The organism is Arthrobacter sp. LT660 (genome assembly GCF_056172845.1).
Genome location: NZ_CM149651.1, coordinates 1,116,965 through 1,139,232 on the forward strand (window position 1 = coordinate 1,116,965; position 22,268 = coordinate 1,139,232).

Sequence of the window (22,268 nt, forward strand, 5' to 3'; positions counted from 1 at the left end):
CGGCGTCGCGGCGCACCTAGCGCGCATGAGAGCCCGCCCCGCAGCAAAGACGATCGCCGAAGACATACAGGCTGTCCTCCCGCACGTCCGCGTCGCAGTCACCGAAACCGGTGTGCTCGACGTGACCGTCGACGGCGCCGAGTACCCGCCACCAGCCAGGGGTGAGTGGACGCGCGGCACCTTCGCCGACCTGCTCGATGCGGTCACCGAGAACCGCAGCATCGGGGTTCGGATCGAAGTCCGAGAAGTCGACGGATCGGTATTCACCGACCTCATCCAACCCCGCACCCGCACCCGTCCTGCCGAGCCCGAACCAGCCCAAGAACCCGCACGGCCTGCCCGAAAGAAGAAGGGGCCGGCGCTGGTCGAGGTCACCGCTGACGGGTTCCTTGCCGGTGAGGACGTGGCCGTGGCGATCATCGTCTCCCACACCGACGCCACCAACGGGCGAGCCCGTGCGTTGCTGGATCTCAACCAGCTCCCACCCGCACACGGTGGGCGGCGCGATGTGCTGCTGCTGGGTCGGATCTCGGGCACCACCCATATCGAGGCGTTGTCGTGAACGAGCGGCAGTCCGGCTCGATGGGTGACGAACTCACCAACGCCGCCCTCATCGCCCTCATCAGTGTCTTCGCCCTCGGCCTCGTCCTCCGCGGTGCCGGGTCGGTCGCCGCGTTCCTCACCGGCACGGCTCAACCCACCTCGGGGCCGGCCGGTGGGCTGGGTGTGCTGTTCAGCCCCGGCGACCCCGGTACAGCGCTCGGAGCCGAGGGGCTGAACCCGGTCGTCTATTGGATCGTCACAACCTTGCTCCTCGCGTTGGTGACGGTCGGGTTGGGGTGGTGCTGGATGAAATGGCGCCGCCACAGCCACAAGGTCGAGACCGACCCGCGCCACCTGGCCGGGGTCGCCACCACGCACGAAGTCACCCAGGCAGCCTCACCGAAGGCGCTGCTGCGGCGGGCAGCCTCGTTGCGCCCGTCACTGGATGCCCCGTCACCGGAGGATGTGGGTTATCTACTCGGAACCTCACGCGGCAAACAGGTGTGGGCGTCAGTTGAAGACTCCATCCTGCTCATTGGGCCGCCCCGCTCCGGCAAAGGCCTGCACGTCGTGATCAACGCCGTCTTGGACGCGCCCGGCGCGGTGGTCACCACGAGCACGCGGCCGGACAACCTCACTGCGACGTTGCGTGCCCGCCGACGTGACGGTCGTCCGGTTGCGGTGTTCGATCCGCAGCATCTCGCCGAAGGACTCCCTGCGGGGTTGCGGTGGTCGCCGGTTCGGGGGTGTGAAGACCCGCTGACGGCGATGATCCGCGCGACCGGTCTCGCCTCCGCCACCGGGCTCTCCGCTGGTGGGGTCGAATCCGGTGGGTTCTGGGAAGGCAAAACCAGAACAGCACTCCAAGCTCTGCTCCACGCGGCAGCGTTGGATCATCGGCAGCCTGCCGAGCTGTTCCGTTGGACGCTTGATCCGTCGGCGGCTGCGGATGCGGCCGCGATCCTGACGAATCATCCGAATGCGGCTGCGGGGTGGGCGGATTCGTTGGGGGCGATGATCGACTCCGACCCTCGTACCCGTGACTCCATCTGGCAGGGCGTCGCCCTCGCGCTGGGGGCGCTTGCCGATCCGAGGGTGCTTGATGCCGTCTCACCCGCCGAGGGTGAGTCGTTCGATCCGGAGGCGTTCATCCGGAACCGTGGAACGCTCTACCTCCTTGCCACCGGCGCGGGCGCAGGGGCGTCGGCTGCGTTGGTGGCGGCGTTCGTGGAAGACCTCGTCGAAACCGCCCGTCGCATCGCCGCGCGCTCACCCGGCGCACGCCTCGACCCACCCCTGCTGCTCGCACTGGACGAGATCGGCAACCTGGCCCCCTTGCCGTCTCTGCCGACGCTCATGGCGGAGGGAGGCGGTACGGGGATCACGACGATGCCGGTGTTGCAGTCGCTTGCGCAGGCGCGGGATAAGTGGTCGGAGAATCAGGCTGGGGCGATCTGGGATGCCTCGATCGTGAAGATCATTCTCGGCGGGGCGTCGAACTCGAAAGACCTCCAAGACCTCTCCACCCTGATCGGCGAACGCGACGAGTACACCGATTCGGTGACTCTCGGCGACCACGGCACCAGGTCAAACCAGCGCTCGGTGCGGCGGGTGCCGATCCTGCCACCCGACCGGATCAGAACCCTGCCGTTCGGCACCGGCGTCACTCTACTGCGCGCCGCACCACCGATCGTCACCGACCTGCGCGCCTGGCCAAACCGTAGCGATGCCGGGCAGTTGAAGACCGACCGCACCGAACTCGAAGCCCTCTTGCAACGCCCCGCCGACTCGTGAGGGTTGCTGTGTCGTTGTAGTGCACCTGACTTTCACGGATGACCCCGCAGCGGGGTCTGGTGATCGTGAAGGAGCAGTGCAATGGATATTCATACCCAGCAGTCGATTTCGGGGTTCATCGCCTCGACCCCGCAGCTCGGTTTCAACGACAAGGGGCAGGCGAGGTTCTATGCCCGGTTCGGGCAGGAACACTTCGACCGGAACCTCGATGGCAGCTTCACGCAGTTGGAGTCCACGTTCCACGACCTGGTGATGTTCCGGGCCACCGCGGCGCGGGCGCACGAGCGGTTCAGGAAGGGCGACAACTTCATCGCCGAGGGGTACGTGCGTGAGTACGAGGCCACTCGTGACGGTGAGCAGGTACAGACCGAGCAGTTCGTCGCGAAGAAGATCGGCCACGATCTCGCCCGCACCCGCTACGACGTCGACCGCACGCCTCGCAACACGCCTTCCCTCGACCAGGACGGCCCTGCACGGGAGGCACCGACAAGGCCGGCCCCAGAGTTCCAGGCACCGGACCGGCCCAGCACGCAGGCACCTCCCGTACCTGGACTGTGAGGAGGGAAAGCCATGAGCACCATCGTTGCTGAGGACGCCCCGGAGTTCGACGAACCCGAGCCCGAACCCGCACTCCACGACGCGGAGGAGACGGGGAAGCGGCCGGCGTTGTCTGATCCGGACTCACTGCCGGGGCCACCGCATCCGGTGAACTGGAACCTACTCACCGCAGATGAGGCCGGGGCCGAGTGGCTCGAACTCGACCGGTGGGTGAACTGGCTCCGACGCACATACGGCCTGCCCGCGAGTGTGGTGCCGCCGTTCTGGTACCGACACCCCGAGCTGTTGTGGGAACTGTCCGCGCTGCACCTGCACTGGCTGTGCGCCTACGACCCCGATCAGAACGGATCCGCACCCAACGGGTGGCATCGCGACTTCGCCGACACCCGGCAGCGACTCCGCGACTGGGTCGCCGCGAGCAGCACCCGACTGGATCGCGACCGCCCCACCCGGCAGACCACCTGGCCCGGCGAAGCCCCTGCACCGACGGTAGATGACATCGTGATCGCCGATCGGGCCGAAGACTTCGATGCCTTCGTTGAAGCCGATCTTGCCCAACGGCAGGCGGCCGAAGACGCCTTCTACGCGAGTCTCGACGATGAACGCCCCGACCGTCGTTGACCACGGTGCGGGTCCGGTCGAGACGTTGTGGTGTGCGCGGGATGTCGCGGAGTTCTTGAACGTCTCCCAAGCCACCCTCTCGCGCTGGCGACGGGAAAAGATCGGGCCGCCGTTCCTGCGCGTCGGCGGCGTCTCTCGCTACACCCCAGCCACAGTGCGCGCCTGGGTCACCGAGCAGGAGAACGATCATGGCTGACCCTCGCAACAGGCGGATGCCGCCAGTCGGGGTGAAGCTCACCACCGATGTCGAACGCCGCACCGACGGATTCCGTGCCCGCGTGCGATGGACCGACCCTTCCACGCATAAGCGCGTCGGCCGCGTCGCCCACGTCCGCAGCCACGAGGAGGTCGAGGAGTTCTACGATCAGATGCGGGCAGCGACCGAAACCGGTGCGGACACCACCATCACCCTCACCGACTACGCCACTTCCATCGGGGATCGGTGGCAGCGAGGCCTGGACCCGACCTCCACCGCCGAGCTCTACGACACCGGACTGCGACTGCGGGTGTTGCCAGCGCTCGGGCACGTTCGGGTTGCGAAGATCACCGCGGGGATGATCGACCGCACCATCGACACGTGGGAGGCCGAGCACTCGGCCTCGACGATCAAGAACTCCATCGCCCCACTCGTCCGGGTGCTTGATGAAGCGGTGCGCGACGACATCATCTCCATCAACCCCGCCAAGCACCGCGCACGCCGTAACCTCGGCAAACACGTCACCCAGACCACCGGCGCGCTACGACAGTACGCGCTTCCGGATTTGGCGACGCTGCGGAAGCTCGCGACTGAGTGCGGGGAGGTGCATCAGTCGTATTCCGATCACGTCATGCTCGCCGCGCTCCTGGCCGCCAGGGGTTCAGAGGTCGCAGGGCTGCGGGTCGGGGATGTGGACTGGGAGAACCACATCGTGTGGATCAGACGCCAGCACTATCCCGGCAAAGGCGGCCTCGTCATCAAACAGACCAAAGGCCGGCGCGATCGCCCGGTGCCGATGCTCGACGCACTCGAACCCGTCCTCGAACGCCTCACCACCGACAAGAAAGACGACGACCCGCTCTTACGCGGGCCACGCGGAGGCGTCCTCACCACCGCCACCGTCAGAGACGCCACCCGCTGGGATGACCTCGTCGCGGGCCTCAACCTCACCGGCCTCACCCGGCATGGGCTCCGGCACACCGGAGCGACCTGGATGGCCGACGCCGGCATCGCCCTGCATGTCCTCCAAGAGATCCTCGGGCATCAGTCGATCGAGACGACCAAGGGGTATCTGCACCCCGACCACCGCCACCTCGCCGAAGCTGCCAGGCAGGCCAACCAGTTCCTCTCCAAGACCCCCACGAGGAAGGATGCGAGCCGCCGCGACGGACCCCGTCTGTGACCACGAATGGAACCACGCTCCGACCCTCCCAGAAGGGGGCCGGAGCACCGTCGCGCCCGCGATTTGGTGCACCTCTCGGGCACCTTTTGGTGCACTCCACAGCCGAAGTCACTGAATGGAAGTGGACCAATGCGCGAACGAGCAGCACAGGCAAATGAGGGAAGTGGACCAGCCAGTGACCACCCTCAGAAACGACGAAGCCCTGGTGAAAATTGCTTCTCACCAGGGCTTTTTGTCGGGATGACAGGATTTGAACCTGCGACCCCTTGACCCCCAGTCAAGTGCGCTACCAAGCTGCGCCACATCCCGTTGTTTAGCTTTCGGACAGTCCCGCCGCTCTAACTCACCTGACCCCCAGTCAGGCGCGCTACCAAGCTGCGCCATAGCCCGAGGTTTTCCGCAGCCGTTCTCCCACTCGTTTCCTCGCGGGTCCGTCTGCGAAAAGCTCCTTGGATACTCTACCGCAGAATCGGGACTACTTTTGACGCCCGCGCTTTTCGCGCACGCGCATGCTGACCTCGAGCGGGGTGCCCTCGAACCCGAACGTCTCGCGCAGCCGGCGCGTGATGAAACGCCGGTATCCGGGATCCAGGAACCCGGTGGTGAAGAGCACGAAGCGCGGCGGTCGCGTGGAGGCCTGCGTGCCGAACAGGATCCTCGGCTGCTTGCCGCCGCGGACCGGGTGCGGGTGCGCGGCCACGAGCTCGCCGAGGAAGGCGTTCAGCTTGCCGGTCGGGATGCGCTTGTCCCAGGATTCCAGGGCGGTGTCCAGGGCCGGCACCAGCTTTTCCTTGTGCCATCCGGTCTTGGCGGAGATGTTGACCCGCGGCGCCCAATCCACGTGCGCCAGATCCTGTTCGATCTCGCGCTCGAGGTAGCGCCGGCGCTCGTCGTCCAGCAGGTCCCACTTGTTGAAGGCCAACACCAGCGAGCGCCCGGATTCGATGGTCATCTGGAGGATCCGCACGTCCTGCTCGCTGAGCACCTCGTCGACGGCCAGGAGCACGACGGCGACCTCGGCCTTGTCGAGCGCGCTCTGCGTGCGCAGCGACGCATAGTAGTCGGAGCCGTGCGCCATGTGCTGCCGACGCCGGATCCCGGCGGTGTCGACGAACCGCCAGGTGCGGTCGCCGAGCTCCACGAGCTCGTCGACGGGGTCGCGGGTGGTGCCGGCCGTGTTGTCGACCACCACGCGCTCGCTGCCCGCGAGCTTGTTCAGCAACGAGGACTTGCCGACGTTGGGCCGGCCGATCAGCGCCACCCGGCGCGGTCCGCCGCGCGGGATGAGCCCTTCGTTCGCCGAGAACTCGGGCAGTTTCTTGACGATCTCGTCGAGGAGATCCGCGGTTCCGCGCCCGTGCAGGGCGGAAACGGGATACGGCTGCCCGAAGCCGAGGCCCCACAGCGCGGCGGAATCCGCCTCCTGGGAGATGTCGTCGACCTTGTTGGCGACCAGGAAGACCGGCTTCTTCATGCGTCGGAGCATCTTCACGACACCCTCGTCGGTCGCCGTGGCGCCGACGGCTGAGTCCACGACGAAGACGATCGCATCGGCCAGATCGGCGGCGATCTCCGCCTGCTCCGCGACGCGCGCGTGCAGGCCCTTCGCGTCGTGCTCCCAACCGCCGGTGTCGACCAGCGTGAAGTCGCGGCCGCCCCACTCGGCGGAATAGGACACGCGGTCGCGGGTGACTCCGGGAACGTCTTCGACGACGGCCTCGCGCCGCCCGATGATGCGGTTGACCAGCGTGGACTTGCCGACGTTCGGGCGCCCGATGATCGCGAGGACCGGCGGGATCCGCTCGTCCTCCTCATCGAACGAGTCGTCGTCCGCGTGGGAAAGAAGGGCGGCGTCCTCCTCGTCGAGTTCGTAGTCGTCGAGCCCGGCGCGCAACGACGCGGCGCGCAGTTCGGCGTCCTCGTCGGAGATGCCCTGGAGCTTCTCGGCGATGTGGTCCTCGCCCGAGGGGACGTAGTCGTCGCCGTCGCCCGGGTAGGCGGCGCTATCGGTCATGATGAGGGGTTTCCTTTGTTTGCCGCCCCCGCTGGACGCGAAGGCACCTTCCATTTTCGCATGTCTTGGGCCGATGTGTTTCTAGGCCCGTTCGGGCCGCCCCTGGACAATCTCCAGAACGGCCCGCACCGTCTGCTCGAAGTCGAGTTCCGAGGAGTCGAGCGTGACGACGCCGTCGGCCGCCGTGGTGAAGTTGGTGACGGTCGAATCCCGGGCGTCTCGGGTGAGCACCTGCCGGTGCAGTTGCTCCGAGGACTGCGTGCCGCCCAACTGCATCCCGCGGCGCCGCAGGCGGGCCTCCTCGCTGGCGGTCAGGAGGATCCTCGCGTCCGCGTCCGGCGCGACCACGGTGGTGATGTCCCGGCCCTCCGCGACGATCCGTCCCTGGCCGGCGATCAGTTCGCGCTGCCGGCGGACCAGCTCGGCCCGCGCCTCCAGGTTGGTCGCAACGGCCGAGACGGCCTCCGAGACGAACGGCTCGCGGATCGCGAGCGTGACGTCCGTGCCGTGGATCCGAACCTCGTCCACATCTGGGTCCGTGCTAATCGACAGGTCCGCGGTGCGCACGGCGGAGGCCACGGCCGCGGCGTCGGTCAGGTCCGTTCCAGCGTCGAGGCAGTGCCAGGTCACGGCGCGGTACATGGCGCCGGTGTCGAGATACGCGGCGCCGAGGCGCCGGGCGGCCTCCTTGGAAACCGATGACTTGCCGCTTCCGGAGGGTCCGTCGACGGCCACCACTAGCTGCTTCATCTACTGCACCACTTTCCATTCGCGATCGGTGAGGGCGGAGACCAGTTCCTGGCTCCGGCCCGGGAGCACGGACACCTCGACCATGCCGACCTGGTGTCCGGAGGAATGCTCCATGCGGAGGTCCTCCACGTTGATGCCGGCCTCGCCGACATCCGCCAGGAGACGGGCGATTTGGCCGGGGGTGTCGTCCACGAGGACGGTGACCACGGCGAACGCCTGGGGAGGCGCGCCGTGTTTGCCCGGGATTCTCGCCTGGCCGGCGTTGCCCTCCCCCATCAGCTCCGCCAGGTCGAGCAGCGCCCCCGGCGCGCCGGGATGCTCAAGGGTGTCGATGAGCCGGTTCAGGTCCTCGCGCAGGCCGTGCAGGATCGGCACCAGCTGGGGGGCGTTGTGGCTGAGGATCTGGATCCAGAGCCGCGGGTCCGACGCCGCGATCCGCGTCGTGTCCCGCAGACCGTTGCCGGCGAGCGCCAGGGTGTGCCCCGGTGCGTTCAGCAGCCGGGAGGCCAGCAGCGACGAGGCGACCTGGGGAAAGTGCGAGATGAGGGCGACGGCCCCATCGTGTTCCGCGGCGTCCATGCGGCTGACCGTGGCGCCGAGGTCGATGGCCAGCGACTCCGCAGCCAGCAGGCTGCGCTGACTGCTCGTCGGGTGGGCGCAGACGACCCAGGGCATGGCCGTGAACAGTTCCCCCCGCGCCGCGGCCGGGCCGGACTTCTCGCGGCCGGCCATCGGATGGGTGCCGACGTAGCGCTCGAGGTCCGCGGGCCGCAGTGACGCGTCCGCGCGCAACGACTCCAGGATGGACGACTTCACGCTCGCGATGTCGACGACGGTGGCGCCCGGGTGCTCGCGGAGCGCGGCCGCTACGACCGACGCCGTGACGTCCGGCGGCGCGGCGACGACGACAAGGTCCGGGGTTGCCGTCTTGCCTGCGCCCAGGATGGTTCCGGCGCCGATGTCCTGCGCCACCTTCTCCGCCGTGGGCGAAGGATCCGACAGGAGGACGTCGATCCCGCGCCGGCTGAGGCCGAGGCCGATGCTCGCTCCCAGCAGGCCCGTGCCGACCACCAGCACGCTGCCGGAAAGGTGAGTCGCGGCCACCGGCTACATTCCCACCGCGGCGAGCAGGTGCCCGACCTCTTGGTTTCCCAGCGGGCGGATGGTTCCCTGTTTCTGGTCGCCCAGTCGGATGGGACCCATCTGCACGCGGACGAGGCGCTTGACGGGGTGCCCGACGGCATCGAAGAGACGGCGGACGACGCGGTTGCGACCCGAGTGCAGAATGACCTCGACGAGCACCTTGCCGGGGGTGGAGTCCACCAGCTTGAAGGAATCGACGTTGGCCCAGCCGTCCTCCAGCTGGATGCCGTCCTTCATCTTCGCCCCGATGCCCTGCGCCATCGGGCCGGGCACCTGGACCAGGTACGTCTTCGGGATCTCGTAGGACGGGTGCGTGAGGCGGTTGGCCAGCTCGCCGTCGTTGGTGAGCAGCAGCAGCCCCTCGGTGTTCACATCGAGCCGGCCGACGTGGAAGAGCCGCTCGCCGCGCTTCTTGACGTAGTCGGAGATGCAACGGCGGCCCTCCGGATCGTCCATGGTGGAGACCACACCGCGGGGCTTGTTGAAAACGAAGTACTTCAGGGTGTCGTTGAGCTGGATGCGCATCCCGTCCACGTGGATGCTCACCGTGGCCGGATCGACGCGCATGCCGAGCTCGGTGACGATCTCGCCGTCGACCTCGACGCGGCCGTCTGCGATCATCTCCTCGCTGACGCGGCGGGAGGCGACCCCGGCGTTGGCGAGGACCTTCTGCAGCCGCACGCCATCCTGCTCCTCGACGTCCTCCCGCGGCCGCGGCGCCGGCTTCGACGCGGGGCGCTTGCGCGCCACCGGCCCGAGGTTGCGCCCGAAGCGCTCGTTGCCGAACGGGCGCGGGCCCTTGGATGCGTAGGCGCCGCCCTGCTTGGCGCCCGGCTTGCCGCCTCCGGCCTTCCCGGCCCCGGACTTGCCGGAGCCGGCGGGCTTGCCCTTGGAGCCGCCCCTGGGACCGCCCTTGGCGCCGTCGGACGCCCCTCCGAAGGAGCCGCCCTGCCGTTCGTCGCGGCGCGGTCCGCCGTCGCGTCCGGAAGAGGCGGGGCCCTGGCCGCGCCCCGAGCCCTGCGATGGGCCCTGGCGGCGCTGGTCGCCGCGGCCTGCGCCGGAACGGGATCCCTGGGTCATGTCATGTCCTTCAATGTTGCGTAGTTTTGGTGCCTAGAACCCGTGGTCCTCGAACTCGTCGAGGTGCTCGATTCCGGGCAGGTGCGGTGAGAGCTTCGGCAGCTCCGAAACGCTACCCATACCCAATCTTTCCAGAAAATACGAGGTGGTCTGGTACAGGAGCGCGCCGGTCTCCGGATCCGTGGATGATTCCTCCACCAAACCACGCACCGTGAGTGTCCGTACAACCGAGTCCACGTTGACGCCCCGGATGGCCGCTATCCGCGCCCGGGACACGGGCTGGCGGTAGGCCACGACGGCCAGGGTCTCCAGCGCGGCCCGTGTCAGCCGGGCGGTCTGGCCGTCGAGGACAAAGCGGGACACGAAGGGAGCAAAATCACGTCGGGAAAAGATCCGGAAGCCCCCCGCGACCTCCCGGAGCTCGAATCCCCGGGTGGTCCCGTAGTCCGCGCGCAGTTCCTGGACGAGCCCGCGCACCCGTTGCGGCGTCAGGCCGAGGACCGCGGCCAACCGTTCGGCGGAGACCGGTTCGTCGACCACCATGAGCACGGCTTCGACCGCCGCGCGCGCGCCTCCGGGAAGCTCGTCCGGATCCGGGACGTCCTGCGGGGTTTCGCTCATGGGGCTCCTTCGGTGGCGGCTCCGGCCGGCTCCGCCGCGGCGTCGTATTCCTCGCGGAGCAGGTCCGGGCTCCAGTTCGTGCCGTGGGCGTTCCAGCGGACCTCGAGTTCCCCCAGCGGCGCCACCTGGTCGAATGCCACGACGTGGTCGCGGAACATCTCCAGCAACGCAAGGAAACGCGCCACCACCACCTGCCGCGATCCGGCGTCGGCAATCAACGTCCGGAAGGATTGCCGGCCGGAGGACCGCAGGATTTCAGCCAGGTGCTCCGCCTGTTCGCGAACGCTCACGGCGGGCGCGTGCAGGTGGGACAGCCCCACCTCGGTTTCGCGGGCGGGCTTGGGCGCCAGGGCCCTCCGCGCCAGGTCGGCAAATTCCGCCGCGCTGGTCTTCCACAGCAATTCGGGCAGGAGCGACGAGAACCGCGGCTCGAGCGACACCTGGCGGGGGAAACGGTCTGCCTCGAGTTCCAGCCTGGTCTCCAGCTCTCCGGCGACGACCTTGAATGCCTTGTACTGCAGGAGCCTGGCGAAGAGCAGGTCCCGGGCCTCCAGAAGGGCAATGTCCTCGTCCGATTCCACTTTCCCGGACGGCAGCAGCCGCGCGGCCTTCAGGTCAAGCAATGTGGAAGCCATGACGAGGAACTGGGTGGTCTCGTCCAGGGCCTTCTCGCCGCCTCGCTCGCGCACCTCGCGGATATAGGCGATGAATTCGTCCGTGACGCGCGCCAGCGAGACTTCGGTGATGTCCAGCCGGTGCTTGGAGATCAGGCCCAGCAGCAGGTCGAACGGACCGGAGAAATTCGCCAGGTTGACGGCGAACCCGGCGGTTGCGGGCGGCGCGGTCTCCGCCCCACCCGTGGTCATTACGGGGAGCCGCCGCGGCTGACGAGTTCGCGGGCGAGGTTGCGGTAGGACTCCGCGCCCGGGTGGTTGGTGGCGTAGCTGGTGATCGGTTCCGCGGCCACGTTGGCGTCGGCGAACTTGATGGTGCGCTTGATGACCGTCTCGAAGACCTTGTCGCCAAACGCCTCCAAGAGGCGTCCGAGGACCTCCCGGCTGTGAAGTGTGCGCGCGTCGTACATCGTCGCCAGGACACCGTCGACCTGCAGCCCCGGGTTGAGGCGGTCCTGCACTTTCTCGATGGTCTCCACCAGCAACGCCACGGCGCGCAACGCGAAGAACTCGGCGGTCAGCGGAATGATGACACCGTGCGCCGCGGTCAAGGCGTTGACAGTCAGCAGCCCAAGCGAGGGCTGGCAGTCGATGAGAATGACGTCGTAGTCGTCCGCGACCTTGCGCAGCGCACGGTCCAGGACCTGCTCGCGCGCGACCTCGTTCACCAGCTGGACCTCGGCGGCGGAGAGGTCGATGTTGGCCGGCAGCAGGTCAACGTTGTCGACGTCGGTGTTCATGATGGCGTCCCGGATGTCCGTCTTCCGGTCCATCAGGACGTTGTAGACCGTGGTGTCCAATTCGTGCGGGTTGGTGCCGAAGCCCGCGCTCAGCGCCCCCTGCGGGTCGAAGTCCACCAGCAGCACCTTGCGGCCGTACTCGGCGAGCGCCGCGGCCAGGTTGATCGTCGACGTCGTCTTGCCGACCCCGCCCTTCTGGTTCACCATTGCGATGACACGCGCCGGGCCGTGGCCGTCAAGCGGCGGCGGCTCCGGGAAGGTGGTGAGGGGTCGCCCGGTCGGTCCCATCGCCGGCGGCTCCTTCAGCAGACCTGCCGTCCGGGTGCCCGAACCCTGTTCCTCGCTCACGGTATGAACCACGCTTCCGTTCGTTTGACTCTGATTCCTGCCTACCCCCTAGGCTATCCCCCGCCGTCCGGTGCCGTTGGACGCGCCGGGTCGGCGAGCCTTTACCTTGAAGCTGAGGTGGAGGGTTGACAGGGACGACGACGGCCGCCCCGCCCGCTGGGGCGAAGCGGCCGTGCCGTGCTCGCGGCTCCGCGCGGCGCCGGCGACCCGTGGGCGCTAGCGCGCGGCGCGGCTAGCGGCTTTCCCGGGTCAATGGCTTTCCGGGTGCAGGGACAGCTCGTCGAAGGGGCGCTCCCCCGCCAGCACGGCGCGGGCCTGGTCCTTGTCCAGTTCCCGGGTCCAGGTTCCGATCAGCAGGGTCGCCACGGCGTTGCCGGTGAAGTTGGTCAGTGCGCGCGCCTCGGACATGAACTTGTCGATGCCGACGATGACGCCCATGCCGTCCAACAGCTCCGGGCGGTGCGCCTGGAGCCCGGCCGCGAGCGTGGCCAGGCCGGCGCCGGTGACGCCCGCGGCGCCCTTGGACGCGATGATCATGAACACCAGAAGGCCGATCTGCTCGCCGAGGTTCATGGGCATGCCCATGGCGGTGGAGACGAACAGGGACGCCATGGTCAGGTAGATGGCGGTGCCGTCCAGGTTGAACGAGTAGCCGGTCGGAACCGTGATGCCGACGACGGGCTTGGACACACCGACATGCTCCATCTTCGCGATGAGCCGGGGCAGCGCCGACTCGGAGGACGACGTCGAGAAGATCAGGAGGTACTCGCGGGCCAGATAGCGCAGCAGCGAGAAGATGTTCAATCCGGTGACCACCTTCAGCAGGCCGCCGAGAACGACCACGATGAAGACGGCGCACGTCGCGTAGAAGGCACCCATGAGGATGGCCATCGATCCGATGGCGGCCCAGCCGGTGGCGCCGACGACCGCGGCGATGGCGCCGAAGGCGCCGATCGGAGCGGCCCACATGATCATCATCATCAGGCGGAAGACCACGGCCTGGATGTTGCGGATGCCGTTGAGCACGGGCTCACCGGACTTGCCCATGGACTGGAGTGCGAATCCCACGAAGAGTGCCAGCACGAGGGTCGGCAGCACCGCGATGTCGCCGGGGATCAGTTCCAACAGGAACTTGACGGTGGCGTTCTCCTCGCCGCCGGCGGCCGACTCGTACGGCTTGAGCTCGAGGCCGGAGCCGGGGTGGATGATGTTGCCCACGATCAGCCCGATCGCCAGAGCGAAGGTGGACATCGTCATGAAGTAGAGAAGCGCGAGGCCGCCGACCTTGCCGACCGTGGCGGCCTTGGCGATGGAACCGATGCCCAGGACGATGGTGCAGAAGATGATGGGGGCGATGATCATCTTGATGAGCGCGATGAACGCGGTTCCGAGCGGTTTCAGGGACTTGCCGAGCTCGGGGAAAACCAGGCCGATCGTGGCGCCGGCGACGACGGCCACGATGACCATCACGTACAGCCAGTGCGTGCGGTCCTTCTTGGGTGCCGCGTTGTTACCAGCCGGCGTGTTGCCCGGCTGCCCTTCAAGGTGGGTTGGCGTCGTCGCCATGGGTACTCCTCGGTATTGTTGGTGGGACTTCTTATGACCATGGTGCGGCCCGCGTGACCGGCATCACCCCTTGCGTTCATACTGTTCACGCGACGGTCGATGGGTCCGCCGCGACGAAGGGAGAGCCATGGGCAACAGGTCCGCGAGCCTGGCCACCCGGTTGTTCGCGTGGCAACTGGTGCTGGTGACCGCCGTGGCTCTCGTCGTCAGCGCCTTCAGCTACCGCGGCGCGGAGGCGCAGGCGCACGACTTCGCCGCCGACAGGGTCCTTAGCGTCGCGGCGACGCTGGCGCTGGACCCCTTCGTGGAGTCCGCCGTCCAGGGCACGGACCCCTCCGCCGCACTGCAGCCGTACGCGCGGAAACTCCACGAGAGCGCGTCGGTGGATTTCGTGACGGTGATGGACACCGACCGGACCAGGTACACGCATCCGACACCCGAACAAATCGGCCGCCCCTACATCGGGAGCATCGAACAGGCGCTCGCAGGACGTACGCACGTCGAGGAGTACACCGGCACACTGGGTCCCTCGGTCCGGGCGATCGCCCCCGTCCGCGGCGCCGACGGCCAAGTCACGGCCATGGTGTCCGTGGGCGTGACGATGCGGACCCTGGCCATCAGCCGGGCGGCCGGCGTCCCGGCCATCCTGGGCGTCGCCGCCTCCGCCATCGCCCTGGGAGGCGTGGCCGCGTACTTGCTCAGCCGCTACCTGCGCCGGGTCACCCTCGGCTACGGGCCCGAAGAACTCCGGCGCCTCTTCGCCTACTACGACTCCGCGTTGCACTCGTTGCGCGAGGGGCTGGTGCTCGTCGACGGCGAAGGACGGCTGGTCCTCTACAACGACCACGCCGCGGACCTTCTCGGCCTGCCGCCAGCGGGTGCCCTCAGGCCCCTGCCGGTGGGCGAACTCGGTCTCGCGGACACCGTCCGCGACCTCTTCGAAAGCGGCAGGAGGGCCACGGACGAGATCCACCTCACCAAGAGCCGCGTCCTGGTCATCAGCCAGGAACGGGCGGCGGAACCCACCGACGGTCCAGTCGGGTTGCGGGTCGGGCGCCCGGGGGCGCGGCGGCCCATGGCGCGCCGCCCGGGCGCCGTGGCCACGCTGCGGGACCATACTGAAATCCAGGCGCTGACGGGCGAGCTGGAGACCATGAAGACCCTGACCGAGGCCCTGCGGGCACAGACGCACGAACACGCCAACCGCCTACACACCGTCGCCTCGCTGATCGAGCTGGGGCGGGAGCGCGAGGCGCTGGACTTCGCGGTCCGGGACCGCCAGGAATCGCAGCGGCTGACCGACGACGTCGTGCAGTCCATCGACGAACCGTTCCTCACCGCGCTGCTCGTCGGGAAGGCCGCTCAGGCCAACGAGCGCGGCATCGAATTGACCCTCACGGCCAACGGCGAGCTCCCCCGCGATTCCCTCGACGCCCGGGACCTCGTGACCATCACGGGAAACCTTCTGGACAACGCATTCGACGCCGCGGCGACGTCCGCGGCGCGTCGGGTGTGGGCCGACTTTTCGGTGGTCGACTCGGACGTCGTGATCTCCGTTGCCGATTCCGGTCCCGGAGTAGATCCGGATCATCTGGAGGATTTCCTGCGCATGGGAGCGTCGACAAAGCCGGCCTCGTCGACGGCGGGCGGCCGGGGCCTCGGCCTGGCGCTGGTGCGGCAGGCGGTGGTGCGGCTCGGGGGTTCGCTGGAAGTGGATAACGACGCCGGTGCCATCTTCACCGTCACCCTGCCGCTGGAGCGCGGCTCGGCCGCGTATGGACGAACCCCGCGCGGGCAAGCCGGGGGCCGTCCGAATGGCTGATCCACGGCGCGTCCTGCGCGTTCTTGTCGCCGACGACGAACCCATCACCGCCGCCGCCCACGCCGACTACGTCCGCCGGGTGGCGGGGTTCGATGTCACTGCGATCGCCCACAGCGGCTCCGAGGCACTGTCGCTGTTAGAGGCGGCCGGCGCCGCGGGCGCACCCGTGGACCTGGTGCTCTTGGACATGAACCTCCCGGACTTGCACGGCCTCGACGTCGCCCGGCGCATCCGCGGGCGAGGCAACACGGTGGACATCATCGCCATCACGGCCGTTCGGGACCTGTCGGTGGTCCGGACGGCCATCGCGGCCGGGATCACGCAATACCTGATCAAGCCTTTTCCGTTCGCGGCCTTCCGCGAGAAGCTGGAGAACTACCGCGGCTTCCGGTTGAACCTCTCCGGTCCCGACGCGCCCACACAGGCGTCCATCGACAATGCCTTCGCCGCGCTGCGCACCACCGGACCCGCCAGCCTCCCCAAGGGCATGCTGGAGGAGACCCTCGCGTCGATCGCCGCCATCCTCCGCGGGTCCGCGGCGGGCCTGTCCGCCACGGAGGTCGCGGAGGCACTCGACATCTCCCGCGTCACCGCCCGGCGGTACCTGGAGCACCTCAGCGTCCAAGGTGTCGCGCCCAAGTCGCCGCGGCACGGGACGCGCGGCCGCCCGGAATACGAATACCGTTGGAAGGGCTGACGCCAGCGGCCACCCATGGGCCTAATGCCGGTCCGGCGCCCCAATCTGCCGCTTGACCCGCTCGAGCTCGTCCTTCAGCAGGTCAACGGTGGCACGGTACTTTTCGAATTCCGCAGCCGTGCGCCGGGTCCGGACTAAACCGATGCCGGCGGCGAGAACGGCCAGCGGAAACGACACCACGAGGGCCCATCCGGACACGGCCAGGAAATCCAGCGCCACGGGAAGGGCCCGTTGGAATGCCAGCAAATCGTTCATGCCACCGACCACGCCGTTCAGGGTGGATTCCAGGGATTCGAGGTATTGTCCGACCAGGGGCGTGCCCGAGAGCGACGGAACGCTCAGGGACGGTTGTCCCCCCGCGGGCCAGCGGGAATCACGGAAGTGGTTCAGGACGTAGATCCCGGCACCCGCATTGAGCGCCGCGAAGAGCAGCACGGATCCAACAGCGGTCCAATGAAATCCGTGTGGACGCCAGAGGCCGACCGCAAGCGCGAAGACGCCGGCGGCAACCCACGTCAGGATGCCGAGTTCCTCCCGACCCATTCCGCCCAGTGGATCCAACGTTTTCCCCTCACCGCCGGAATCGACACCCTCCCGGTCCCACGCGAGTTTATCCCAGGCGCCCTTCGCCGGATTGGTGCGAGCCCTCGGGCCGGAGCAGGGGGATCAGGTCCTCCACGACCTGGGGATCCTCGATCGTCGCCGGCACCGCATAGTCGACGCCGTCGGCGATCTGCCGCATGGTTTTGCGCAGGATCTTGCCGGAGCGCGTTTTGGGCAAGGCCTCGACGATCCGCACCTGCCGGAAGTCCGCCACCGGGCCGATCCGTTCGCGGACCATGGCCACCAGTTCGGCGCGCAGCGCCTCCTCGGTGGTCGCCGCTCCGTCCTTCAGGACCACGAACCCGCGGGGAACCTGTCCCTTGAGCCCGTCCGCAACGCCGATCACGGCGCATTCGGCGACGGCGGGATGGGCACCCAGCACCTGCTCCATCGCCCCCGTGGACAGTCGGTGGCCGGAGACGTTGATGACGTCGTCGGTGCGGCCCATCACGTACAGGTATCCGTCCGCGTCGAGCAGACCCGAGTCGCCGGTCGCGTAGTGGCCGGGGAACTGCTCCAGGTACGAGGAGATGTACCGCTCGTCGTTTCCCCAGAGGGTCGTCAACGCGCCGGGCGGCAGCGGAAGCCGGATGGCGATGTTGCCCTCCTGTCCGCGCGGAAGTTCCTGCCCCAGGGAATCGAGGATGCGGACGTCGTAGCCGGGAACGGGAAACGACGGCGATCCCGGCTTCAGCGGCAGTTCCTCCAGCCCCCAAGGGCTGGCGGCGATCGGCCAACCCGTTTCCGTCTGCCACCAGTTGTCGACCACAGGCACCCCGAGCACGGCCGTGGCCCACCCGTAGGTGTCGGGATCGAGCCGCTCCCCCGCGACGAAGAGCGCGCGCAGAGACGACGTGTCGTGGGCGGCCAGCAGTTCCGCCTCCGGGTCGGCCTTGCGGATGGCCCGCAGTGCGGTCGGCGCCGTGAACAGGACCTTGACCCGGTGGTCGTCGACGAGACGCCAGAAGGCACCGGCGTCGGGCGTGCCCACGGGCTTGCCCTCGTAGAGCACCGTGGTGGCCCCGGCGATGAGCGGGCCGTAGACGATGTACGAGTGCCCGACCACCCAACCGACGTCGGACGCGGTCAACATGGTGTCCCCTGCGCGGACGCCGTAGATGTTCTCCATGGACCAGCTCATCGCCACGGCGTAGCCCCCGGTGTCCCGGGCGACGCCCTTGGGTGCGCCCGTGGTCCCCGAGGTGTAGAGGATGTACAGCGGGTGCGTGGAGTCCACGTCGACCGCGGCCGCGGGCCGTGCGGTCCGCGCGAGCGCCTCCCAGTCGTGCCAGGTGGTCGCCGCCCGACCGGCGTCGTCCGACGCCGGTCGAGCCACGCCGCCGTCGTACTCCGCCAGGTTGGCGACGAAACCGTCCCGGTGCTGCACCACCACGTGCGGGACGGTGTGGTTGGAGAGCCGCAACGCCTCCGCGACCGCTGGAAGGTATTCGACGCGGCGCGAGGGCTCCACGCCTCCGGTCGCCGTGACCAGCGCTGCCGGAGCGGCGTCGTCGATACGCGCCGCGAGCTCGGTGGCGGCGAAACCACCGAACACCACCGAGTGCACCGCGCCGATCCTGGCGCACGCGAGCATGGCCACCACGGCCTGCGGAATCATCGGGAGGTACAGCAGGACGCGGTCCCCGCGGCCGACGCCGAGTCCGACCAGCACGCCGGCGAAACGCTCGACCTCCGCGAGCAACTCGGCGTACGTGTAGCTGCGCCGGGCGCCGAGGACGGCGGAGTCGTAGACCAGGGCCACCCGGTCCCCCGCTCCGGCGGCCACGTGGCGGTCCAAGGCATTGACGCTGAGGTTCAGCCTGCCGTCGGGCAACCAGCCGTAGAGCGGCGCGGCGGATTCGTCGAGGCCACGGGTGGGTGGCGTGGACCAGTCGATGCGCGCGGACTCGCGGAGCCAGAAGCCCGCGGGATCCTTGACGCTGGCTGCGTGCGTGGCCCGGTACGTGCTTGGCTGTTCGTTCGTTGGCGGCATCGGAACTCCCTTGTTCTTTACTTGCGGCGCGAGCGGTGTCTCGGGTGCTCGGCCCGTCCTGTCTGCGCCAAGACTATGGCGACCGTCACAAACAATTCAAGAGACGTGTATACACAGTGGAAGGACCGGCGCCCAAATACCCAAGAAATGCGATAAGTGGCCCATGAATGGAACAGCTGTGTATACAATGACGATATGAGGGCAAGTGACAAGGCGTACGGCGAATTACGCCGGGACATCGTCGAATGGCGGCTCCCACCGGGGACCGTCCTCGGCGAGGTGGAGCAGGCGGAACGGCTCGGCGTCTCCCGCACCCCGTTGCGCGAGGCGCTGTCCCGGCTGACGGCCGACGGGCTGGCCGTCCAGCAACGCGGCCGGGGCGCCGTCGTCTCCGACGTCTCGCTCGAACACGTCGACGACCTGTTCGCACTGCGACGGGCACTCGAGGTGGAATCGGCACGGATCGCAGCACGGTCCGGCGCCACGGACCCCTTTATCGCATTGTCGCGGCGTTTCGCCGCGGCAGCGACCCCAGGCGGGGAAAAAACCGTTGATGCTCCCCGCGAGAACTACTACCGCCTGGCCTCGGAGCTGGACGCCGCCATCGACGATGCGGTCCGCAACCCGTACCTGGAGCAGGCGCTACGCGGATTGCGCGTCCACCTGGCGAGGGTTCGGAGGCTGGCCCAAGACGATCCCGCACGCCTCCGCGCCTCCGCCGGCGAGCACGCCGCGATCGCGCGTTCCATCGCGGCCGGCGATCCGGACCTCGCCGCGGCGGCCACCATGCTCCACCTGCAGCACAGCCTCGACCACATCAAATCCCATGCACCAACACGAGAGGATCCCCAATGATCAACCACGCCGTACGTGTGTACCGCTCGGAGGAAAACCTTCCCCGCGAAGAGCAGCTGGCCCACAAGATCGCCCGCGTGGCCGCCGATCCGGTCGAGGTCGCGCCGGAGGTCGCGGACATGATCATCAACCGCGTCATCGACAACGCCTCCGTCGCCATAGCCTCGCTGAACCGCGGACCCATCGTCGCTGCCCGCGCCCAGGCGCTGACCCATGCGCCGTCGACCGGCGGGGCGGGCGCCTCGGTCTTCGGCATCACGGAAAAGGTCTCCCCCGAGTGGGCCGCCTGGGCCAACGGCGTGGCCGTGCGCGAACTTGATTACCACGACACCTTCCTAGCCGCCGAGTACTCCCACCCGGGCGACAACATCCCGCCGATCCTCGCCGTCGCGCAGCACACCGGCGCCAGCGGCAAGGACCTGATCCGGGGCATCGCCACCGGTTACGAGATCCAGGTGGACCTCGTGAAGGCCATCTGCCTCCACAAGCACAAGATCGACCACGTCGCCCACCTCGGGCCGTCGGCGTCCGCCGGCATCGGCACGCTGCTGGGCCTCGATGTCGAAACCATCTTCCAGGCCGTCGGCCAGGGACTGCACACCACCACTGCCACCCGCCAGTCGCGCAAGGGCGAGATCTCCACCTGGAAGGCGCACGCTCCGGCCTTCGCGGGCAAGATGGCCGTGGAGGCCGCCGACCGCGCCATGCGCGGCCAAACCTCCCCGGTGCCGATCTACGAGGGCGAGGACGGCGTCATCGCCTGGATGCTCGACGGCAAGGACGCGGCCTACGAGGTGCCGCTGCCGGGGGATGGCGAGGCGAAGCGCGCCATCCTGGACACCTACACCAAGGAGCACTCGGCCGAGTACCAGGCGCAGGCCTGGATCGACTTGGCCCGCAAGCTCAACCGCGAACACCCGGAGACGACCGACGCCAAGAACGTCGCCTCGGTCCTGATCAAGACCAGCCACCACACCCACTACGTGATCGGTTCGGGCGCCAACGACCCACAGAAGTACGATCCGACCGCCTCGCGCGAGACCCTGGACCACTCCATTCCGTACATCTTCACCGTGGCCCTGCAGGACGGCTCCTGGCACCACGTCGACTCGTACTCCCCCGAGCGTGCCCGCCGTGCCGATACCGTGGAACTCTGGAACAAGGTCACCACCGAGGAAGACACCGAGTGGACGCGCCGCTACCACTCGCTGGACATCAACGAGAAGGCCTTCGGCGGTTCGGTGGTCATCACCCTGAACGACGGCACCGTGGTCACCGACGAGATCGCCGTCGCCGACGCGCACCCGCTCGGCGCACGGCCGTTCGCCCGCGAGCAGTACGTCAACAAGTTCCGCGCCCTGGCCGCCGGCCTGGTCGAGGACGACGAGATCGACCGCTTCATCGCGGCGGCCGAAAACCTGGAGAAGCTGGGCTCCGGCGAGCTGGGGCAGCTCAACATCGTTGCGGCCCCCGGCGTCATCGACCTCGCGGCCGCCCCGAAGGGGCTGTTCTAGGATGTTGTACTCCAACGTGACCCCCGAGCAGAAGCGCGCGGCCCTGCGCGGGATGCTCGTGCCCGGAACCGCCCGCCAGTTCCCGGGGGCCTTCAACCCGCTCTCCGCGCGTCTCATCGGGGAAAAGGGTTTCGACGGCGTCTACATCTCCGGCGCGGTCCTCGCCAACGATCTGGGGCTGCCCGACATCGGGCTCACGACCCTCACCGAGGTCGCCCAGCGCGCAGGCCAGATCGCCCGGATGACGGATCTGCCCTCCCTCGTCGACGCCGACACCGGCTTCGGCGAGCCCATGAACGTGGCGCGCTCCGTCCAGGAACTGGAGAACGCCGGCCTCGCGGGCTGCCACATCGAGGACCAGTTCAACCCCAAGCGCTGCGGCCACCTCGACGGCAAGAACGTCGTTGACCTGGGCACGATGGTCAAGCGGATCGCCGCCGCAACAGACGCCCGCCGAGACCCCAACTTCCTGATCATGGCGCGCACGGACGTCCGCGCCGTCGATGGTCTGGATGCGGCGATCAACCGTGCCAAGGCACTGGTGGACGCCGGCGCCGACGCGATCTTCCCGGAGGCCATGCGGGACGTATCCGAGTTCGCGGCCGTCTGCGGGGCCGTGGAGGTTCCGGTCTTGGCCAACATGACCGAGTTCGGCAAAAGCGCGCTGTTCACCCGTCGGCAACTGGCCGACGTCGGGGTCGCCATGGTTATCTACCCGGTCACCCTGCTGCGCAGCGCCATGGGCGCCGCGGAGCGGACCCTCGACGCCATCGCCGCCACCGGAAGCCAGGAGGAAGAGGTGCCCAACATGCTCACCCGCGTGAGACTCTATGAACTGGTGGACTACGAGGCCTACAACAAGTTCGACACCGGCATCTTCAACTTCCAGGTCCCCGGCCTGGATATCGACGGCAACAACGCCAACCCGTAAGCGTTCGAAGGAGAGCACCACC

Annotated in this window: 21 protein-coding genes and 1 tRNA gene; 11 read left to right on the forward strand and 11 right to left on the reverse strand. The window is 68.3% G+C overall.

All coding sequences use genetic code 11. The annotated features are described in order from the left end of the window. Positions 1-25: 25 nt before the first annotated feature. The 6 genes from AC0QSG_RS05160 (at position 26) to AC0QSG_RS05185 (ending at position 4,895) form a co-directional block, all read left to right on the forward strand. Positions 26-562, forward strand: coding sequence for a hypothetical protein (locus tag AC0QSG_RS05160; RefSeq protein WP_045247675.1), 537 nt, complete (start codon positions 26-28; stop codon positions 560-562). Between the two features lie 20 nt (positions 563-582). Beyond that, positions 583-2,337 (forward strand): type IV secretory system conjugative DNA transfer family protein, encoded by a 1,755-nt coding sequence (locus AC0QSG_RS05165; RefSeq protein ID WP_084603854.1) that lies wholly within the window; start codon positions 583-585, stop codon positions 2,335-2,337. A gap of 81 nt (positions 2,338-2,418) precedes the next feature. After that, on the forward strand, positions 2,419-2,895 hold the full coding sequence (locus tag AC0QSG_RS05170; RefSeq protein ID WP_045247673.1) for a single-stranded DNA-binding protein: 477 nt from the start codon (positions 2,419-2,421) through the stop codon (positions 2,893-2,895). A 12-nt stretch (positions 2,896-2,907) separates the two neighbouring features. After that, entirely contained in the window at positions 2,908-3,516 is a 609-nt protein-coding gene (locus tag AC0QSG_RS05175; RefSeq protein ID WP_045247672.1) for a hypothetical protein, read from the forward strand. Next, positions 3,494-3,712: a helix-turn-helix domain-containing protein gene (locus AC0QSG_RS05180; protein WP_045247671.1), complete on the forward strand. Its 219-nt coding sequence runs from the start codon at positions 3,494-3,496 to the stop codon at positions 3,710-3,712. Before AC0QSG_RS05175 ends, AC0QSG_RS05180 begins: the two co-directional genes overlap by 23 nt. Next, positions 3,705-4,895: a tyrosine-type recombinase/integrase gene (locus AC0QSG_RS05185; RefSeq protein WP_045247670.1), complete on the forward strand. Its 1,191-nt coding sequence runs from the start codon at positions 3,705-3,707 to the stop codon at positions 4,893-4,895. The genes AC0QSG_RS05180 and AC0QSG_RS05185 overlap by 8 nt, the downstream gene beginning before the upstream one ends. 235 nt (positions 4,896-5,130) lie before the next feature. Here the strand turns inward: AC0QSG_RS05185 and AC0QSG_RS05190 are convergent. The 9 genes from AC0QSG_RS05190 to AC0QSG_RS05230 form a co-directional block, all read right to left on the reverse strand. Next, positions 5,131-5,204 (reverse strand) — tRNA-Pro (locus AC0QSG_RS05190). 166 nt (positions 5,205-5,370) lie between these two features. Continuing rightward, entirely contained in the window at positions 5,371-6,909 is a 1,539-nt protein-coding gene (gene der, locus AC0QSG_RS05195) for a ribosome biogenesis GTPase Der (protein WP_435728459.1), read from the reverse strand. Positions 6,910-6,990: 81 nt separating this feature from the next. Further along, a complete protein-coding gene (gene cmk / locus AC0QSG_RS05200) occupies positions 6,991-7,659 on the reverse strand; it encodes a (d)CMP kinase (protein ID WP_475376853.1) in 669 nt (222 codons plus the stop codon). After that, a complete protein-coding gene (locus AC0QSG_RS05205; RefSeq protein WP_475376854.1) occupies positions 7,660-8,763 on the reverse strand; it encodes a prephenate dehydrogenase in 1,104 nt (367 codons plus the stop codon). Between the two features lie 3 nt (positions 8,764-8,766). Continuing rightward, positions 8,767-9,882: a pseudouridine synthase gene (locus tag AC0QSG_RS05210; protein ID WP_475376855.1), complete on the reverse strand. Its 1,116-nt coding sequence runs from the start codon at positions 9,880-9,882 to the stop codon at positions 8,767-8,769. A gap of 33 nt (positions 9,883-9,915) precedes the next feature. Continuing rightward, positions 9,916-10,503 carry an SMC-Scp complex subunit ScpB gene (gene scpB / locus AC0QSG_RS05215; protein ID WP_475376856.1) on the reverse strand — a complete coding sequence of 196 codons (588 nt, stop codon included), beginning with the start codon at positions 10,501-10,503 and terminating at the stop codon, positions 9,916-9,918. Continuing rightward, on the reverse strand, positions 10,500-11,369 hold the full coding sequence (locus AC0QSG_RS05220) for a segregation and condensation protein A (RefSeq protein WP_475376857.1): 870 nt from the start codon (positions 11,367-11,369) through the stop codon (positions 10,500-10,502). The genes scpB and AC0QSG_RS05220 overlap by 4 nt, the downstream gene beginning before the upstream one ends. Next, a complete protein-coding gene (locus AC0QSG_RS05225) occupies positions 11,369-12,265 on the reverse strand; it encodes a ParA family protein (protein ID WP_435728451.1) in 897 nt (298 codons plus the stop codon). The genes AC0QSG_RS05220 and AC0QSG_RS05225 overlap by 1 nt, the downstream gene beginning before the upstream one ends. 249 nt (positions 12,266-12,514) lie before the next feature. Continuing rightward, entirely contained in the window at positions 12,515-13,831 is a 1,317-nt protein-coding gene (locus AC0QSG_RS05230; RefSeq protein ID WP_435728450.1) for a cation:dicarboxylate symporter family transporter, read from the reverse strand. Between the two features lie 127 nt (positions 13,832-13,958). Here AC0QSG_RS05230 and AC0QSG_RS05235 point away from each other — a divergent pair, with 127 nt between their 5' ends. After that, positions 13,959-15,653 carry a sensor histidine kinase gene (locus AC0QSG_RS05235; RefSeq protein ID WP_475376858.1) on the forward strand — a complete coding sequence of 565 codons (1,695 nt, stop codon included), beginning with the start codon at positions 13,959-13,961 and terminating at the stop codon, positions 15,651-15,653. Beyond that, positions 15,646-16,350 carry a response regulator gene (locus AC0QSG_RS05240; RefSeq protein WP_435728446.1) on the forward strand — a complete coding sequence of 235 codons (705 nt, stop codon included), beginning with the start codon at positions 15,646-15,648 and terminating at the stop codon, positions 16,348-16,350. Before AC0QSG_RS05235 ends, AC0QSG_RS05240 begins: the two co-directional genes overlap by 8 nt. 21 nt (positions 16,351-16,371) lie before the next feature. Here AC0QSG_RS05240 and AC0QSG_RS05245 read toward each other — a convergent pair whose 3' ends face one another. Both AC0QSG_RS05245 and AC0QSG_RS05250 read right to left on the reverse strand, forming a co-directional pair. Further along, entirely contained in the window at positions 16,372-16,911 is a 540-nt protein-coding gene (locus AC0QSG_RS05245; protein WP_475376859.1) for a hypothetical protein, read from the reverse strand. Positions 16,912-16,960: 49 nt separating this feature from the next. Next, positions 16,961-18,946 (reverse strand): AMP-binding protein, encoded by a 1,986-nt coding sequence (locus tag AC0QSG_RS05250; protein ID WP_475376860.1) that lies wholly within the window; start codon positions 18,944-18,946, stop codon positions 16,961-16,963. A gap of 195 nt (positions 18,947-19,141) precedes the next feature. Between AC0QSG_RS05250 and AC0QSG_RS05255 the strand changes: the two genes are divergently transcribed. Genes AC0QSG_RS05255 through prpB form a run of 3 tightly spaced genes read left to right on the forward strand, consistent with a single transcriptional unit; the run spans position 19,142 to position 22,246 of the window. Further along, a complete protein-coding gene (locus AC0QSG_RS05255; protein ID WP_475376861.1) occupies positions 19,142-19,801 on the forward strand; it encodes a GntR family transcriptional regulator in 660 nt (219 codons plus the stop codon). Then, entirely contained in the window at positions 19,798-21,315 is a 1,518-nt protein-coding gene (locus AC0QSG_RS05260; RefSeq protein WP_475376862.1) for an MmgE/PrpD family protein, read from the forward strand. Before AC0QSG_RS05255 ends, AC0QSG_RS05260 begins: the two co-directional genes overlap by 4 nt. 1 nt (position 21,316) lies before the next feature. Continuing rightward, positions 21,317-22,246, forward strand: coding sequence for a methylisocitrate lyase (gene prpB, locus AC0QSG_RS05265; protein WP_475376863.1), 930 nt, complete (start codon positions 21,317-21,319; stop codon positions 22,244-22,246). Positions 22,247-22,268: the final 22 nt, after the last annotated feature.